The organism is Pseudomonas sp. JH-2, from assembly GCF_036231725.1.
Taxonomy (GTDB): Bacteria; Pseudomonadota; Gammaproteobacteria; order Pseudomonadales; family Pseudomonadaceae; genus Pseudomonas; species Pseudomonas delhiensis.
Genome location: NZ_JAZAQP010000004.1, coordinates 78595 through 93662, shown reverse-complemented (window position 1 = coordinate 93662; position 15068 = coordinate 78595). Strand labels below are relative to the sequence as shown.

The 15068-nt window shown below is 69.3% G+C and carries 13 protein-coding genes; 6 read left to right on the top strand and 7 right to left on the bottom strand.

What is annotated here, in order from left to right; genetic code table 11:
- Nucleotides 1–408 precede the first annotated feature (408 nt).
- On the bottom strand, nucleotides 409–1824 hold the full coding sequence (locus tag VV867_RS04345; RefSeq protein ID WP_371921164.1) for a sensor histidine kinase: 1416 nt from the start codon (nucleotides 1822–1824) through the stop codon (nucleotides 409–411).
- Nucleotides 1817–2488, bottom strand: coding sequence for a response regulator (locus VV867_RS04340; protein WP_089391454.1), 672 nt, complete (start codon nucleotides 2486–2488; stop codon nucleotides 1817–1819). Before VV867_RS04340 ends, VV867_RS04345 begins: the two co-directional genes overlap by 8 nt.
- Before the next feature lie 184 nt (nucleotides 2489–2672).
- Between VV867_RS04340 and VV867_RS04335 the strand changes: the two genes are divergently transcribed.
- The 4 genes from VV867_RS04335 to VV867_RS04320 are packed head-to-tail and all read left to right on the top strand — an operon-like array spanning nucleotide 2673 to nucleotide 6984.
- Nucleotides 2673–3965 carry an OprD family porin gene (locus tag VV867_RS04335; RefSeq protein ID WP_328565700.1) on the top strand — a complete coding sequence of 431 codons (1293 nt, stop codon included), beginning with the start codon at nucleotides 2673–2675 and terminating at the stop codon, nucleotides 3963–3965.
- A gap of 25 nt (nucleotides 3966–3990) precedes the next feature.
- Nucleotides 3991–4968, top strand: a complete 978-nt coding sequence (locus VV867_RS04330; RefSeq protein WP_328565699.1) for a Bug family tripartite tricarboxylate transporter substrate binding protein — start codon at nucleotides 3991–3993, stop codon at nucleotides 4966–4968.
- A 17-nt stretch (nucleotides 4969–4985) separates the two neighbouring features.
- A complete protein-coding gene (locus VV867_RS04325; RefSeq protein WP_328565698.1) occupies nucleotides 4986–5456 on the top strand; it encodes a tripartite tricarboxylate transporter TctB family protein in 471 nt (156 codons plus the stop codon).
- Between the two features lie 10 nt (nucleotides 5457–5466).
- Nucleotides 5467–6984, top strand: a complete 1518-nt coding sequence (locus tag VV867_RS04320; RefSeq protein WP_109935038.1) for a tripartite tricarboxylate transporter permease — start codon at nucleotides 5467–5469, stop codon at nucleotides 6982–6984.
- 122 nt (nucleotides 6985–7106) lie between these two features.
- Here the strand turns inward: VV867_RS04320 and recJ are convergent, their stop codons facing one another.
- From recJ to VV867_RS04305, 3 genes are all read right to left on the bottom strand, one after another.
- Entirely contained in the window at nucleotides 7107–8822 is a 1716-nt protein-coding gene (gene recJ / locus VV867_RS04315) for a single-stranded-DNA-specific exonuclease RecJ (protein WP_109935037.1), read from the bottom strand.
- A 29-nt stretch (nucleotides 8823–8851) separates the two neighbouring features.
- Nucleotides 8852–9391 carry a YaeQ family protein gene (locus VV867_RS04310; protein ID WP_109935036.1) on the bottom strand — a complete coding sequence of 180 codons (540 nt, stop codon included), beginning with the start codon at nucleotides 9389–9391 and terminating at the stop codon, nucleotides 8852–8854.
- A gap of 69 nt (nucleotides 9392–9460) precedes the next feature.
- Nucleotides 9461–10633 (bottom strand): GGDEF domain-containing protein, encoded by a 1173-nt coding sequence (locus tag VV867_RS04305; protein ID WP_328565697.1) that lies wholly within the window; start codon nucleotides 10631–10633, stop codon nucleotides 9461–9463.
- Between the two features lie 250 nt (nucleotides 10634–10883).
- Between VV867_RS04305 and VV867_RS04300 the strand changes: the two genes are divergently transcribed.
- Nucleotides 10884–12083, top strand: a complete 1200-nt coding sequence (locus tag VV867_RS04300; protein WP_109935034.1) for a CaiB/BaiF CoA transferase family protein — start codon at nucleotides 10884–10886, stop codon at nucleotides 12081–12083.
- A gap of 747 nt (nucleotides 12084–12830) precedes the next feature.
- The gene (locus VV867_RS04295; protein WP_089391445.1) at nucleotides 12831–13154 is read left to right on the top strand and encodes a hypothetical protein; all 324 of its coding nucleotides are present in this window, start codon (nucleotides 12831–12833) and stop codon (nucleotides 13152–13154) included.
- 59 nt (nucleotides 13155–13213) lie between these two features.
- On the opposite strand, the gene VV867_RS04290 is transcribed toward VV867_RS04295, so the two are convergent.
- Together VV867_RS04290 and thrC are read right to left on the bottom strand one after the other, a co-directional pair.
- The gene (locus VV867_RS04290) at nucleotides 13214–13498 is read right to left on the bottom strand and encodes a DUF3509 domain-containing protein (protein ID WP_089391444.1); all 285 of its coding nucleotides are present in this window, start codon (nucleotides 13496–13498) and stop codon (nucleotides 13214–13216) included.
- A 131-nt stretch (nucleotides 13499–13629) separates the two neighbouring features.
- Nucleotides 13630–15039: a threonine synthase gene (gene thrC, locus VV867_RS04285; protein ID WP_109935033.1), complete on the bottom strand. Its 1410-nt coding sequence runs from the start codon at nucleotides 15037–15039 to the stop codon at nucleotides 13630–13632.
- Nucleotides 15040–15068: the final 29 nt, after the last annotated feature.

The window sequence follows — 15068 nt, the reverse complement described above, 5'->3', positions numbered from 1 at the left end:
TCCTCCCCGTAGGAGCGGAACTTTTCCGCGATAGCCGGGCGCTCCGGCGCGATTCGCGGATAAGATCCGCTCCTACACCACCCCACCGCACCGTCCCCCTGTAGGAGCGCGCCCTGCGCGCGAAATCGCGGGCAAGGCCCGCTCCTGCAGATTGCTGTGAGGCATGGCATTCCTCCCCGTAGGAGCGGAACTTTTCCGCGATAGCCGGGCGCTCCGGCGCGATTCGCGGATAAGATCCGCTCCTACGCCACCCCACCGCACCGTTCCCCTGTAGGAGCGCGCCTGAGCGCGAAATCGCGGGCAGGGCCCGCTCCTGCAGATTGCTGTGAGGCATGGCATTCCTCCCCGTAGGGCGCATAACGCCTACAGCGTTATCCGCCATTCCGGTGTTCCAGCCAACGATGGGGCCTAGACGGCCTGCTGCTCTTCGGCGGGAAAACTCACCCGCACCAGCAACCCGCCCAACTCGCCATGGGCCAGTTCGATGCGCGCCCGGTGCGCGGCGCAGATCTCGCCGACGATCGCCAGGCCCAGCCCGGTGCCCTCCTGGCGCTTGCGGTAGAAGCGGCCGAAGACCTTGTCGCGCTCCTCCGCCGGGATGCCCGGGCCGTCGTCCTCGACCTCCAGCACGCCCGGCGGGCCGACGCGGATCACCACGTTGCCGGCGGCATGGGCCAGGGCGTTGCCCACCAGGTTGTCGAGCAGTTCGTGGAGCAGCGTCGGGTCGCCCTTGATCCACACCGGCCGCTCGGCCTCCAGGGCCAGGGCCACGCCGCGCGCGTGGGCCAGCGGCGCCAGCACCATGCCCTGCTCCCGCGCCAGGCTCCCCAGTTCGATGGCCTCGCCACCGCCCTCGGCGATGGCCCGCGCGCCGCTTTCCACCCGCGCCAGCGACAGCAACTGGTTGGCCAGCCCGGTGACGCGGTCGGTGTACTGCACCGCCTCTTCCAGGGTCTCGCGCCAGCGCCGTGGCTCCTGCTCGCGCAGGCCCAGCTCCAGCCGCGCCTTGAGCGCCGCCAGCGGCGTGCGCAATTCGTGGGAGGCTTCGGCGATGAACTGCGATTGGCGCTCGAACAGGCTACGCAGGCGCACGGTGAAATGGTTCAGCGCCGCCACCAGCGGGCGCAGTTCGCGCTGCACCGCCACCTGCGGCAAGGGCCGCAGGTCGTCCGCCTGGCGCTCCTCCACGGCCGCGCGCAGGCGGTCGAGGGGGCGCAGGCCGGCACTCACCGCGTACCAGACCATGACCAGCGCGGCCAGCGCCGACAGCGCCAGGTTCAGCAGGGTGTCGGCGAGCAGCTCGCGGGCCAGGCGCTCGCGCGCGCCGAGGGTCTCGGCCACGCGAATCTCGGCCATGCCGTTGACCGTCGGCTGGCTGACCGGCTGCAGCAGGCTGACCACGCGCACGCCCTGGCCCTGGTATTCGCTGTCGTAGAAGCGCGCCAGCGCCGGGTAGTCGTCGGTGCGCGGGGTGCCGGAGGGCGGCGCCGGCAGGTTCTCGTAGCCGGAGATGGACTGCCCGCGGGTGTCGATCACCTGGTAGAAGATGCGCCCGGCGCTGTCGTAGGCGAAGCTGTCCAGGGCCACGTAGGGCACGTTGGCGCGCAGCATGCCGTCGCTGTCGTAGAGGCCGTCGGCGATGTCCCGCGCCGAGGCCAGCAGGGTGCGGTCGTAGGCGATGTCCGAGGCGTGGCGGGCACGCTGGTAGGTGGTCAGGCTGCCCAGCAGCAACAGCACCAGCAGCAGCCCACCCAGGCGCCAGAGCAGGCGCCAGCGCAGGCTGCCGGAACCGGGCAGGGCCAGGCGCCGCGGCGCCTCAGGCATCGACCGCCTCGAGCAGATAGCCCAGGCCACGGAAGGTGACGATGCGCACCGCTCCGCCTTCCAGCTTCTTGCGCAGGCGGTGCACGTAGATCTCGATGGCGTCGGCGCTGGCGTCCTGGTCCAGGCCGAACACCTGGGCGGCCAGCTGTTCCTTGCTCAGCACCCGCCCTGGGCGGGCGATCAGCGCTTCCAGCACGGCCTGCTCGCGGGAGGTCAGGGTCAAGGGCTCGCCGGCCAGGCTGAAACGCCGCGCGCCCAGGTCGTAGACCAGCTCGCCGCAGCGCTGCTGCTGTTCGCCGCCGAGCACGCTGCGCCGCAACAGGGCCTTCACCCGCGCCTCCAGCTCGCTCAGCTCGAAGGGCTTGGCCAGGTAGTCGTCGGCGCCGAGGTTCAGGCCATGGACGCGGTCCTTGACCTCGCCGCGGGCGGTCAGCATCAGCACCGGCAGGGTCTTGCCGCGGCCGCGCAGGCGCGCCAGCACCTCGAAGCCGTCCAGCCGCGGCAGGCCGACGTCGAGAATGGCCAGGGCGTATTCCTCGCTGGCCAGGGCCAGGTCGGCAGCCACCCCGTCACGCAGCAGGTCGACCGTCCAGCCCGCGCCCTTGAGCGCCTGCTGCACGCTGTCGCCCAGTTGCGGATGGTCTTCGACCAGAAGGATGCGCACGGCGGTCTTCCTCGTTCGGCAGGGGTTGGAACGCGCAGTGTAACCGCATGTGATCACCTGTGAACGGCTGAAAGCCTGGTGAAAGGCAGCGGCGCTAGGATCGGCCCCCAGACGACGAAGATCGTCCCCAAATCGGTTGGCGGCGTGGCGCCATCCAGACAAGAACAAGAAATGGAGTCCACCGATGCTGACTGTCCAGCACCCGGCCCGTGGGGCCAATCCCGTCTTTTCCCGTGTCTTCCCCGCCGGTTTCGGCGCGGCCCTGGCCCTCGGCGGCCTGGCCGGGGAAGCCGACGCTGCCGGCTTCGTCGAAGACAGCAGCCTGAAGCTGCAGACGCAGAACATCTACTTCAACCGCGACTTCCGCGACGGCGCCGGCCAGTCCAAGCGCGAGGAGTGGGCGCAGGGTTTCATCCTCGACTTCCAGTCCGGCTATACCGACGGCACCCTCGGCGTCGGCCTGGACGCCCTGGGCATGCTCGGCCTGAAGCTCGACTCCAGCCCCGATCGCACCGGCAGCGGCCTGCTGCCCACCCACGACGACGGCCGCGCCGCCGACGAGTACAGCAAGCTCGGGCTGACCGCCAAGTTCAAGGTCTCGCAGACCGAACTCAGGCTCGGCAGCCTGGTCCCCGACCTGCCCACCCTGCAGCCCAACGACAGCCGCCTGTTCCCGCAGATCTTCGAGGGCGGCCTGCTGGAGTCCCGCGACCTGCCCGGCCTGGCCTTCACCGGCGGGCGTCTGGAGAAGGCCATCGACCGCGACTCCACCGACGCCCAGGACCTGGCGCTGAACAACAAGAACAAGCGCTTCACCGGCACCGTGGCCGGCGAGCACTACGACCTGGCCGGCGGCGACTACAAGTTCGACGACCACTTCACCGGCCGCTACCACTACGCCGAGCTGGACGAGGTGTACCGCCAGCACTTCGTCGGCCTGCTCACCAGCCACAAGCTGGGCGACGGCAAGCTGACCAGCGACTGGCGCCTGGCGATCAGCGACGACGACGGCGCCGCCCGCGGCGGCAGCATCGACAACCGCGCCTTCAACGCCATGCTCGGCTACGCCATCGGCGCCAACAAGTTCAGCGTCGGCTGGCAGCAGATGGACGGCGACAGCGCCTTCCCCTACATCGACGGCAGCAACCCCTACCTGGTGAACTTCGTCCAGGTCGGCGACTTCGCCGAAGCCAAGGAACGCTCCTGGCAGCTGCGCCACGATTTCGACTTCGCCGTGCTCGGCCTGCCCGGCCTGACCCTGATGAACCGCTACCTCAAGGGCGACAACGCCGAGATCAACGGCCGCGCCGGCGAAGGCCGCGAGTGGGAACGCAACACCGACCTCAAGTACGTGGTGCAGAGCGGCCCGCTGAAGGACTTCGGCGTGCGCCTGCGCAACGCCACCTACCGTTCCAACTTCGCGCGCAACGCCGACGAAACCCGCGTCTATCTCACCTATTCCCTGGCGATCTGGTAAACAACAACAAGAAGAGGCCCCGAAGATGACCAAGCTCCATACCCTTCCCCTGCTCCTCGCCGCCGCCGCGCTGCTCGCCGGCGCCGCCCAGGCCGAGCCCAAGCGCCCGGAATGCATCGCCCCGGCCGCCCCCGGCGGCGGCTTCGACCTGACCTGCAAGCTGGCGCAGAGCGCCCTGCTGGACGAGAAGCTGCTGTCCAGCCCGATGCGCGTCACCTACATGCCCGGCGGCGTCGGCGCGGTGGCCTACAACGCCGTGGTGGCCCAGCGCCCGGCCGACGGCAACAGCATCACCGCCTTCTCCAGCGGTTCGCTGCTGAACCTGGCCCAGGGCAAGTTCGGCCGCTACGACGAGAACGCGGTGAAGTGGCTGGCGGCCATCGGCACCAGCTACGGCGCCATCGCCGTGCGCAACGATTCGCCCTACAAGAACCTCGCCGACCTGGTGGCCGCGCTCAAGGCCGACCCGGGCAAGGTGGTGATCGGCTCCGGCGGCACCGTCGGCAGCCAGGACTGGATGCAGACCGCGCTGATCGCCAAGGCCGCCGGCATCGACCCGAAACGGCTGCGCTACGTCGCCCTGGAAGGCGGCGGCGAGATCGCCACGGCGCTGCTCGGCGGGCACATCCAGGTGGGCAGCACCGACATCTCCGACTCCATGCCGCACATCCGCGCCGGCAAGATGCGCCTGCTCGCGGTGTTCTCCGAGGAGCGCCTGCAGGACGAGGGCATGGCCGACATCCCCACCGCCAAGGAGCAGGGCTTCGACATCGTCTGGCCGGTGGTGCGCGGCTTCTACGTCGGGCCCAAGGTCAGCGACGAGGACTACCAGTTCTGGAAGGCGTCCTTCGACAAGCTGCTGGCCTCGGAGGACTTCGCCAGGCTGCGCGACCAGCGCGAGCTGTTCCCCTTCGCCATGACCGGGCCGGAGCTGGACAGCTACGTCAAGCAGCAGGTCGCCCGCTACCGCCAGATGGCCCATGACTTCGGCCTGATCCAGTAAGCTGCGAGGTTCCCGACATGCACGCCCCCCACTCGCTGCCGCAGCGGCTGTTCGCCGGTGCCTGGCTGCTGGCCTGCCTCGGCCTTGCGGCCATCGCCTGGGACTACCAGGCGCCCTTCTCCTACGAACCGGTGGGCCCGCGCGCCTACCCGCTGCTGTGCCTGGCGCTGATGGCGATCGGCCTGGCCTGGCTTATCCTGCGGCCCACGCCGGTGCGCCACGACGACGAGCAGCCGCTGGAAGGCGCGCTGCTGCGCAAGGTGGTGGCGTGCGTCGGCCTGCTGCTGGTCTACGCCGGGCTCTTCGAGCCGCAGGGCTTCATCCTCGCCAGCGCCCTGGTGGGCAGCTTCATCGCCCTGCTCTACGGCGGCAGGCCGGCCGTCAGCGTGGTCACCTGCACGCTGCTGAGCATCGGCCTGTACCTGCTCTTCGACCGCACCCTGGACGTCCCGCTGCCGCGGGGCGTGCTCGACTTCCTGCCCTTCTGAGGACACCGTCATGGATACCCTGAGCTATCTCGGGCAGGGCTTCGGCGTCGCCCTGAGCCCCTACAACCTGATCACCGCGCTGATCGGCACCCTGATCGGCACCGTGGTCGGCCTGCTCCCGGGCCTTGGCCCGATCAACGGCGTGGCCCTGCTGATCCCGGTGGCCTTCGCCCTCGGCCTGCCGCCGGAGTCGGCGTTGATCCTGCTGGCCGCGGTGTACCTGGGCTGCGAATACGGCGGGCGGATCTCCTCGATCCTGCTGAACATCCCCGGCGAGGCCTCCACCGTGATGACCACCCTCGACGGCTACCCCATGGCGCGCCAGGGCCTGGCCGGCGTGGCCCTGTCGCTGTCGGCCTGGAGCTCGTTCATCGGCGCCTTCATCGCCACCTGCGGCATGGTGCTGTTCGCCCCGCTGCTGGCGAACTGGGCGATCGCCTTCGGCCCGGCGGAATACTTCGTGCTGATGGTCTTCGCCATAGTCGCGCTCGGCGGCCTGGCCGGCGACCGCCCGCTGAAGACGCTGCTGGCGGCGCTGCTCGGGCTGTTCCTGTCCAGTGTCGGCATCGACGCCAACAGCGGCGTGTACCGCTTCACCTTCGACAGCATCCACGTGGCCGACGGCATCCAGTTCGTGGTCCTGGTGCTGGGCCTGTTCTCGGTCAGCGAGATCCTCCTGCTGCTGGAGAAGACCCACCACGGGCACAAGGCCGTGGAAGCCAGCGGGCGCATGCTGTTCAACCTCAAGGAAGCCGCCTCGGTATTCGTGGTCAACCTGCGCTGCGGCCTGCTCGGCTTCGTCATGGGCGTGCTGCCCGGCGCCGGCGCCACCCTGGCCAGCGCGGTGGCCTACATGACCGAGAAACGCTACGCCGGCGAGAAGGGCAAGTTCGGCCAGGGCGACATGCGCGGCCTGGCCGCCCCGGAAACCGCCATCGGCGCCTCCGCCTGCGGCGCCCTGGTGCCCATGCTGACCCTCGGCGTGCCCGGCTCGGGCACCACGGCGGTGATGATCGGCGCGCTCAGCCTGTACAACATCACCCCCGGCCCGCTGCTGTTCCAGGAGCAGCCGACCATCGTCTGGGGCCTGATCGCCTCGCTGTTCATCGCCAACCTGATGCTGATCATCCTCAACGTGCCCATGGTCCGGGTGTTCACCCGCATCCTCGCGGTGCCGAACTGGGCGCTGGTGCCGGGCATCGCGATCATCACCGCGATCGGCGTGTACGCCGTGCACGCCACCACCTTCGACCTGTTCCTGATGGTCGCCATCGGCATCCTCGGCTACATCCTGCGCAAGCTCGACTTCCCGCTCTCGCCGCTGCTGCTGGGCTTCATCCTCGGCGGGCTGATGGAGCAGAACCTGCGCCGCGCGCTGTCGATCTCCAACGGCGAGCTGGGCATCCTCTGGTCCAGCCCCATCGCCATCGGCACCTGGGCCCTGGTGGCGGCGATGCTCTGCCTGCCGCTGTACCGCGCCTGGCGCCGCCGCCTGGCCCGCCGCGGCGCGCAGCCGGCCAGCGCCTGAGCCCGGAAGAAGAACCACGCTCGCCGCGTTCTCTCCTGCGGCGATTTCAGACCCGCCTTGCGCGGGTCTCTTTTTGTCTGCAGCTGGCGCTCGTAAACCCTGCGATGGGAGGCGCTGGCGGGTCAGCGCGGCGCCAGGTGCACCACCATCAGCTGCACGCTCTCGTTGCCGCGGAATTCGTTGACGTCCAGCTTGTAGGCCATCTCCGCCCAGCGCACCGTCGGGTTCGGCCAGACCTCGCGGTCGACGTTGAAGGCGATGCCGTCCAGTTGCAGCGAGCCGCACTCGGTCTTGAGCACCAGCTTCAGGTGGCGTTCGCCGACGATGCGCTGCTGGACGATCTGGAACACCCCATGGAACAACGGCTCGGGGAAGTGCTGGCCCCAGGGGCCGGCCTGGCGCAGGGCGCGGGCCAGTTCCAGGTGGAACTCGGTCAGGCTCAGCTGGCCGTCGGAGAGGATGCGCCCGGTGAGGTCGTCCTCGCTGAGCTGGCGGCGCACCTCGGCGTCGAAGGCCGCGGCGAAGGCGCCGAAATGCCCCTGGGGCAGCGACAGGCCGGCTGCCATGGCATGGCCGCCGAACTTGCTGATCAGCCCCGGGTGGCGCGCGGCCACCGCGTCCAGGGCGTCGCGGATATGCAGGCCGGGCACCGAGCGGGCCGAGCCCTTGAGGCTGCCGTCGCCGGCGTCGGCGAAGGCGATGGTCGGGCGGTGGTAGCGCTCCTTCAGGCGCGAGGCGAGGATGCCGATCACCCCCTGGTGCCAGTCCGGGTCGAACAGGCACAGGCCGAAGGGCATTTCCTCCACCGGCAGTTCCTTGAGCTGGGCCAGCGCCTCGCGCTGCATGCCCTGCTCGATGGCCTTGCGGTCCTGGTTGAGCTGGTCGAGCTGCACCGCCATGTCGCGGGCCAGGGCCTCGTCCTCGCAGAGCAGGCACTCGATGCCCAGGGACATGTCGTCCAGGCGCCCGGCCGCGTTGAGCCGCGGGCCAAGGATGAAGCCCAAATCCGTGGAGGTGATCCGCCGGGCGTCACGCCCCGCCACTTCCAGCAGCGCGCGCAGGCCCGGGCGGGCGCGGCCGGCGCGGATGCGCGCCAGGCCCTGGTGCACCAGGATGCGGTTGTTGGCGTCCAGCGGCACCACGTCGGCGACACTGCCCAGGGCCACCAGGTCGAGCAGCTCGGCCAGGTTCGGCTCCGGCGTGCCGCTGCGGGCGAACCAGTCCAGCTCGCGCAGGCGCGCGCGCAGGGCGAGCATCACGTAGAAGATCACCCCGACCCCGGCCATCGCCTTGCTGGGGAATTCGCAGCCCGGCTGGTTGGGGTTCACGATGGCGTCCGCCGCCGGCAGTTCCGGGCCCGGCAGGTGATGGTCGGTGACCAGCACGCGCAGCCCGGCGGCCTTGGCCGCGGCCACGCCGTCGATGCTGGAGATGCCGTTGTCCACGGTGACCAGCAGCTCCGGGCGTTTCTCCAGGGCGACCGCGACGATTTCCGGGGTCAGGCCGTAGCCGTATTCGAAGCGGTTCGGCACCAGGTAGTCGACCCAGGCCGCGCCGAGCAGGCGCAGGGCCAGCACGCCGACACTGCTGGCGGTGGCGCCGTCGGCGTCGAAGTCGCCGACGTAGAGGATGCGCTGGCGCTTCTGCAAGGCGTCGACCAGCAGCGCCACGGCGGCGTCGATGCCCTTGAGCTGGCGGTACGGGATCAGCCGCGCCAGGCCCTTGTCCAGCTCCTCGGCGGACTTCACGCCACGGGCGGCGTACAGGCGGGTGAGCAGCGGCGGCAGGTCGCCGAGGTCGGGCAGGGTTTCCGGCAGCGGGCGGGGGTCGATGCGCATCGGTCGTACAGTGTCCTTTCCGGCGGCTTTTATCGCTCGCCCATCAGCCATTCCAGTTGCAGTTCGTGCTGGCCGTTCTCGTCGGTGACGAAGATCGTCCCCTCGCTGATCATCACGGTCCAGTTGATCGAACGCGGCAGGTCGCGGGCCAGTTCCTCCAGGGGCTCCTGGGGGACGGCGGCGACATTGAGGTTCTTCAGGTGGCGCACGCCGTCGAGGACCTTGGTGGTCCATACGCGCAGGTTGCCGTAGGCCAGCAGCGAGAGTCTTTCGCAACGCCGCGAGCACCACACCAGGCGCTCGCTGTCCGGCTGGCCGACCTCGATCCAGTGCAGGATGCGGTCGTCCAGGCTCTTCTCCCACAACGACGGCTCCTCGACGTCCGACAGGCCCCGGCCGAAGGCCAGCTGCTCGTTGTACCAGAGCACGAAGGCAAGCAGGCGGACCGCCAGGCGCTCCTCGGTTTCCGAGGGATGGCGGGCGACAGTGAAGCGCAGTGTCTCGTAGACGCCGCGGTCCAGGTCGGTGAGGCTGATGTCGGCCTTGTAGGGGGTGGCGGAGAGGGCCATGGTCTATCCCAGCGATGCGAAGGCGGCAAGTCTACCCCGATTGCGCCCGCCCTGCCGCCCCCGTCGCGCTCAGCGGTGGCCGCGGCCTTCGTGCCCCGGGCGGGAGGCCGACAGCTCGATGCGGTTGCGGCCCTTGGCCTTGGCCAGGTACAGCGCCTGGTCGGCCAGCGACAGCAGCCGCGCCAGCTCGTAGCCGCCCTCCTCGCTGGTGGCCACGCCGATGCTGACGCTGAACAGGCCCTCACCGACGAACGGAACCTCGGCGAACTCCCGGCGGATGCGTTCGGCCACCTGGCAGGCGGCCTCGGTGCCGGCCCTGGTCAGCAGGCAGGCGAACTCCTCGCCGCCGATGCGCCCGAACACGTCCTGGCGGCGCATGCGCGAGGCGGTGATGCGGCTGAACTCCTGCAGGGCGCGGTCGCCCACCGGGTGGCCGTAGGCGTCGTTGAGGCGCTTGAAGTTGTCCAGGTCGCAGACCAGCAGCGCCACCGGCTCGCCGCGTTCGGCGCACAGGCGCAGCAGGCGCTCGCCGGAATCCATGAAGGCGCGGCGGTTGCCGATGCCGGTCAGGGGGTCGCTCAGGGCCGCCGAGCGGAACTTCAGCTCGGCACGGTCCTTGACCATGGTCAGGGTGGTGAAGGCCAGGCCGACGGCGACCAGCATGGTCTCGAACACCAGCAGGGTGAACAGGGTGGTGTAGGTGCCCGAGGGCTCGCCCGGCACCGCGCCGCGGTCGACGAAGATGCGCAGGGTATAGAAGCCCGCGTGGAACAGCAGCAGGGCCAGGGTCGGCCGCAGCGGCACTTCCAGGCGCCGGCGGCTGCGCCACAGCTCGGCGGCGGCGAGCAGGCAGTAGACCACGGTCAGCGCCGAGTGGACCTGGATGCGCGCGACCATCGTGTGCAGGAAGGCCGGCCACAGGCACAGCAGCAACCAGAGCACGGCCCCCGCGGCCACGCCGGGCCAGTAGGGCGCGCGCCCGGCGAACACGCGCATGCTGGTCCACAGCAGCGCGCAGGAAAGCATCACCACCACGTTGCCGGCGACGATGGCCAGCATCTCCAGGCCGAAGCTGCGCAGGGCGATGAGGAAGGTGGACAGCGCCCCGAGCAGGAGCATGCCGGCCATGTAGCCGAGGGTCGGCTCGCGGCGCCCGCCGTACCAGGCGAAGAACATCAGCACCCCGACCAGGGCGAGGATGTAGAGGTCCACCAGCAGCAGGGTGGGCAGGCTCAGCGACATGCGCCCTCCTTCGGCATCCGGGGCGCAGGCGGCATGGGGTCGGCAGAAGGAGGAAGATCAACGGCACGCATGAGCGGATACCCGGGCCGGCCTGAAAAAAGTGTGGGAATGCTCCCTACTCTACGCGCCCGGAGCCGATCGCGGAACGCCTTCACAACCGATCGGTCAGCTTTGCCCGCGCCGCCGGGCTACCCGTCGGCCGCGAGCCACGCTAGAGTCGCCCCACACTGCCCGACCGACGGAACACCCGATGAACGCCACCGCCAAACCCCTCGCCGGCCTCAAGGTCGTGGAGCTCGGCACCCTGATCGCCGGCCCCTTCGCCGCGCGCCTGTGCGCCGAGTTCGGCGCGCAAGTCACCAAGATCGAATCGCCCGACGGCGGCGACCCGCTGCGCAAGTGGCGCAAGCTCTACGAAGGCACCTCGCTGTGGTGGTTCGTGCAGGCGCGCAACAAGCGCTCGCTGACACTCAATCTCAAGCAGGAAGCCGGCCGCGAGGTACTGAAGAAGCTCCTGGCCGAGGCCGACATCCTGATCGAGAACTTCCGCCCCGGCGTGCTGGAGAAGCTCGGCCTGGGCTGGGACGTGCTCCACGCGCTTAACCCCAGGCTGGTGATGGTGCGCCTTTCCGGCTTCGGCCAGAGCGGCCCCTGCAAGGACCAGCCGGGCTTCGGCGCGGTGGGCGAATCCATGGGCGGGCTGCGCTACATCACCGGCTTCGAGGACCGCCCGCCGGTGCGCACCGGCATTTCCATCGGCGACTCCATCGCCGCCCTGTGGGGCGTCATAGGCGCGCTCATGGCCCTGCGCCACCGCGAGGTCAACGGCGGCCAGGGCCAGGTGGTGGACGTGGCGCTGTACGAGGCGGTGTTCGCCATGATGGAGTCCATGGTCCCGGAGTTCGACGTGTTCGGCTTCATCCGCGAGCGCAGCGGCAACATCATGCCCGGCATCACCCCCTCCTCGGTGCACACCACCGCCGATGGCAGGCACGTGCAGATCGCCGCCAACGGCGACGCCATCTTCCGCCGCTTCATGCTCGCCATCGGCCGCCAGGACCTGGCCGACGACCCGCAGCTGGCCGGCAACGACGGCCGCGACGCCCGGCGCGACGAGCTGTACGGGGTGATCGACCGCTGGGCCCGCTCACTGCCTCAGGAAGAGGTGCTGAAGGTGCTGAACGCGGCCGAGGTGCCGGCCAGCCGCATCTACTCCGCCGAGGACATGTTCAGCGATCCGCAATTCCTCGCCCGCGAGATGTTCCTCTCGGCGAAGCTGCCGGACGGCAAGCCCTTCAAGATGCCCGGCATAGTGCCCAAGCTCTCGGAAACCCCCGGCTCGGCCGAGTGGATAGGCCCGAAGCTGGGCGAGCACAACGACGCGATCCTGGCGGAACTGGGCTACGACGCCGAACAGATCGCCGCGCTGCGGCGTGATGGATCAGTTTGAGCCGCGCCCCTGTAGGAGCGAGCTTGCTCGCGAACGGGGCTACCGGCTGACTGCGTGGCCACTCGTTCTGCCCAACGGTCCCCCTCTCCCGCTTGTGGGGGAGGGTTAGGGAGGGGGTGCGGAGTCAAGCCCAGCATCGGTGTGTCGTCGACGTCCGCAACCCTCTCCCCAGCCCTCTCCCTGAAGGGAGAGGGAGCCGTTCGGCGTCAAGCGAAACCAAGCAGTCATCCTGCACACCCGCCCGCTCTTGTAGGAGCGAGCTTGCTCGCGAACGGGGCTATACCGGCTGACTCCATGGCCTGTCGTTCTGCCCAACGGTCCCCTCTCCCGCAAGCGGGAGAGGGGGCTGTCCGCAGCGGCCTGGCAGATCGTCACTCGCCGGTTGGCTCGGAATCGCTCACGGATGCCTCCGGCTGACGCCAGGGCCTTTCGTTCTACCCAACGGTCCCCTCTCCCGCTTGCGGGGGAGGGTTAGGGAGGGGGAGCGGATCCAAGCCCAGCACCAGTGTGTCGTCGAAGTCCGTTGCCCTCTCCCCAGCCCTCTCCCGCAAGCGGGAGAGGGCGCTGTCCGCAGTGGCCGAACAGCACGTCGCTCGCCGGCTAGGCTGGCGTGCGGGCCGGGCTTGGGTTCGCGAGCAAGCTCGCTCCTACAGGGAAAAGCGATCGGGCCGACTGATCCGCACCAGGAAATCCACTACCTGATCCTTTCGGCGTCCATTCCGGACGCTCCGCAGAGGAGACGGCTTCATGGAAACGAACCCGCATTGCCTGGACACGCTGCGCAAGCTGGCCCACGGCCTCGATCCGCGCACCGGGCAAGCCCTTCCCGGCGGCGATGCCTGCCAGGCGCCGGAGGTGATCCGCGCGCTGTTCCAGGCCATCCAGGCCCTCGAAGCCCAGGGCAAGGTGCGCCCGAGCCCGGAGCAGGCCGGCAAGCCCTGGAACGAGGAAGAGGAACAGGCCCTGTTGCAGCGCTTCGACGAGGGCGAACCTGTCACCGCCATCGCCCGCGCCCATGGCCGCACCACCGGGGCCATCCGCGCCCGCCTGGTGCAGTGCGGGCGGCTATAGAAACGCGAATGCCGCCGCCCCGGGCCGGGGCGGCGGCATTCTCGATGGAGCTGGCGGGCTCAGGCGTCGTAGCTGAGCACCTGGGCGGCGCGCTGGCGCAGGGCGTGGATGACGTCGTTGCAGATCCGCCCCTCCTGGACCGCCAGGTCGCGGCTGATGGCCTCCAGCGCTTCCTGGCAATTGCGCTCGTCGGCCAGTTGGTCGCCACTGAGGACGCGACGCAGGACGACCTCGCCTTCGGAGGTGCTCAGGCTCAGCACCCGGCCACCGTCCGGACGCGCGGGTCCGAGATCGTGGGCGTATTGGCTGAAGATGGCTGCGAGCAGGGGCTCGAGTCGGTCCATGGGGTTCTCCTGGGATACAACGGATACGTCAGGAAAAGACCCCTTTCTGCAGGAAAAAGTTCAATAACCTCAGATATTTGCCCCGGAAACGAAAAAGCCCGCCAAGCTGGCGGGCTTTTCTTTCGACCGGCTTAGAGCGGTTTGCCGCGGTTGCCGTGGGCGCTGACGAAGGCCTGGACCTTGGCCAGTTCGTTGGGCAGCACGGTGCAGCGCTCTTCGCGCTGGAACAGGTCGGCCAGGTGCGCCGGCAGCGCCGGGACGGCCTCGATGCCGGCCTTCTCCACCGCTTCCGGGAATTTCACCGGGTGCGCGGTGCCCAGGGTGACCATGGGGATGGCCAGGCTGCGGCGGCATTCGCGGGCGGCGCGCACGCCGATGGCGGTGTGCGGATCCAGCAGTTCGCCGCACTCGGCGTAGACCTCGGCGATGGTCTGGCAGGTCTGCTCGTCGTCCACCGCCAGGGAATCGAACAGGCGGCGCGCCTCGGTCCAGCGGTCGTCCTCGACGGACAGCTTGCCGGTGGCCTTGAAGGCGTCCATCAGCTCGGCGATGGCCTTGCCGTTGCGGCCGTGCAGGTCGAACAGCAGGCGCTCGAAGTTGGACGAGACCATGATGTCCATGGACGGCGACAGCGACGGGTGCAGGGTGTCCTTGTCGTAGCGGTTGCCGGACATGAAGCGGTGCAGGATGTCGTTTCGGTTGGTCGCCACGATCAGCTGGCTGACCGGCAGGCCCATGTTGCGCGCCAGGTAGCCGGCGAAGATGTCGCCGAAGTTGCCGGTGGGCACCGAGAAGGCCACCGAGCGGGCCGGCGCGCCGAGCTGCAGGGCGGCGTGGAAGTAGTAGACGATCTGGGCCATGATCCGCGCCCAGTTGATCGAGTTGACCGCCACCAGGCGGGTGCCCTTGAGGAAGCCCTGGTCGGCGAAGCTGGCCTTGACCATCTCCTGGCAGTCGTCGAAGTTGCCTTCGATGGCGATGTTGTGGATGTTCTCGCCGAGGATGGTGGTCATCTGCCGGCGCTGCACCTCGGACACGCGGTTGTGCGGGTGCATGATGAAGATGTCGACGTTTTCGCAGGCCTTGCAGCCCTCGATGGCCGCCGAGCCGGTATCACCGGAGGTGGCGCCCATGATCACCACGCGCTCGCCGCGCTTGGTCAGCACGTGGTCGAGCAGGCGGCCGAGCAGTTGCAGGGCGAAGTCCTTGAAGGCCAGGGTCGGGCCGTGGAACAGCTCCAGCACCCATTCGTTGCCATTGAGCTGGCGCAGCGGCGCCACGGCGTTGTGGGCGAAGACGCCGTAGGTCTCTTCGAGGATCTTCTTGAAATCGGCATCGCTGATGCTGCCGGCGACGAACGGGCGCATCACCCGGAAGGCCAGCTCGTGGTACGGCAGGCCGGCCCAGGAGGCGATCTCCTCGACGGTGAAGCGCGGCAGGTTTTCCGGCACGTAGAGGCCGCCGTCGCTGGCCAGGCCCGCCAGCAGCACGTCTTCGAAGTTCAGCGCGGGCGCCTGGCCGCGGGTACTGATGTAGCGCATTTGTTCAAAACCTTCGGTTTTGGCTTCAG

Excerpts from the sequence above, each read along its gene's own strand:
- VV867_RS04345 (WP_371921164.1), bottom strand. The coding sequence starts at position 1,824 with ATGCCTGAGGCGCCGCGGCGCCTGGCCCTGCCCGGTTCCGGCAGCCTG.
- VV867_RS04335 (WP_328565700.1), top strand. The coding sequence starts at position 2,673 with ATGCTGACTGTCCAGCACCCGGCCCGTGGGGCCAATCCCGTCTTTTCC.
- VV867_RS04330 (WP_328565699.1), top strand. The coding sequence starts at position 3,991 with ATGACCAAGCTCCATACCCTTCCCCTGCTCCTCGCCGCCGCCGCGCTG.
- VV867_RS04325 (WP_328565698.1), top strand. The coding sequence starts at position 4,986 with ATGCACGCCCCCCACTCGCTGCCGCAGCGGCTGTTCGCCGGTGCCTGG.
- VV867_RS04320 (WP_109935038.1), top strand. The coding sequence starts at position 5,467 with ATGGATACCCTGAGCTATCTCGGGCAGGGCTTCGGCGTCGCCCTGAGC.
- recJ (WP_109935037.1), bottom strand. The coding sequence starts at position 8,822 with ATGCGCATCGACCCCCGCCCGCTGCCGGAAACCCTGCCCGACCTCGGC.
- VV867_RS04310 (WP_109935036.1), bottom strand. The coding sequence starts at position 9,391 with ATGGCCCTCTCCGCCACCCCCTACAAGGCCGACATCAGCCTCACCGAC.
- VV867_RS04305 (WP_328565697.1), bottom strand. The coding sequence starts at position 10,633 with ATGTCGCTGAGCCTGCCCACCCTGCTGCTGGTGGACCTCTACATCCTC.
- VV867_RS04300 (WP_109935034.1), top strand. The coding sequence starts at position 10,884 with ATGAACGCCACCGCCAAACCCCTCGCCGGCCTCAAGGTCGTGGAGCTC.
- VV867_RS04295 (WP_089391445.1), top strand. The coding sequence starts at position 12,831 with ATGGAAACGAACCCGCATTGCCTGGACACGCTGCGCAAGCTGGCCCAC.
- VV867_RS04290 (WP_089391444.1), bottom strand. The coding sequence starts at position 13,498 with ATGGACCGACTCGAGCCCCTGCTCGCAGCCATCTTCAGCCAATACGCC.
- thrC (WP_109935033.1), bottom strand. The coding sequence starts at position 15,039 with ATGCGCTACATCAGTACCCGCGGCCAGGCGCCCGCGCTGAACTTCGAA.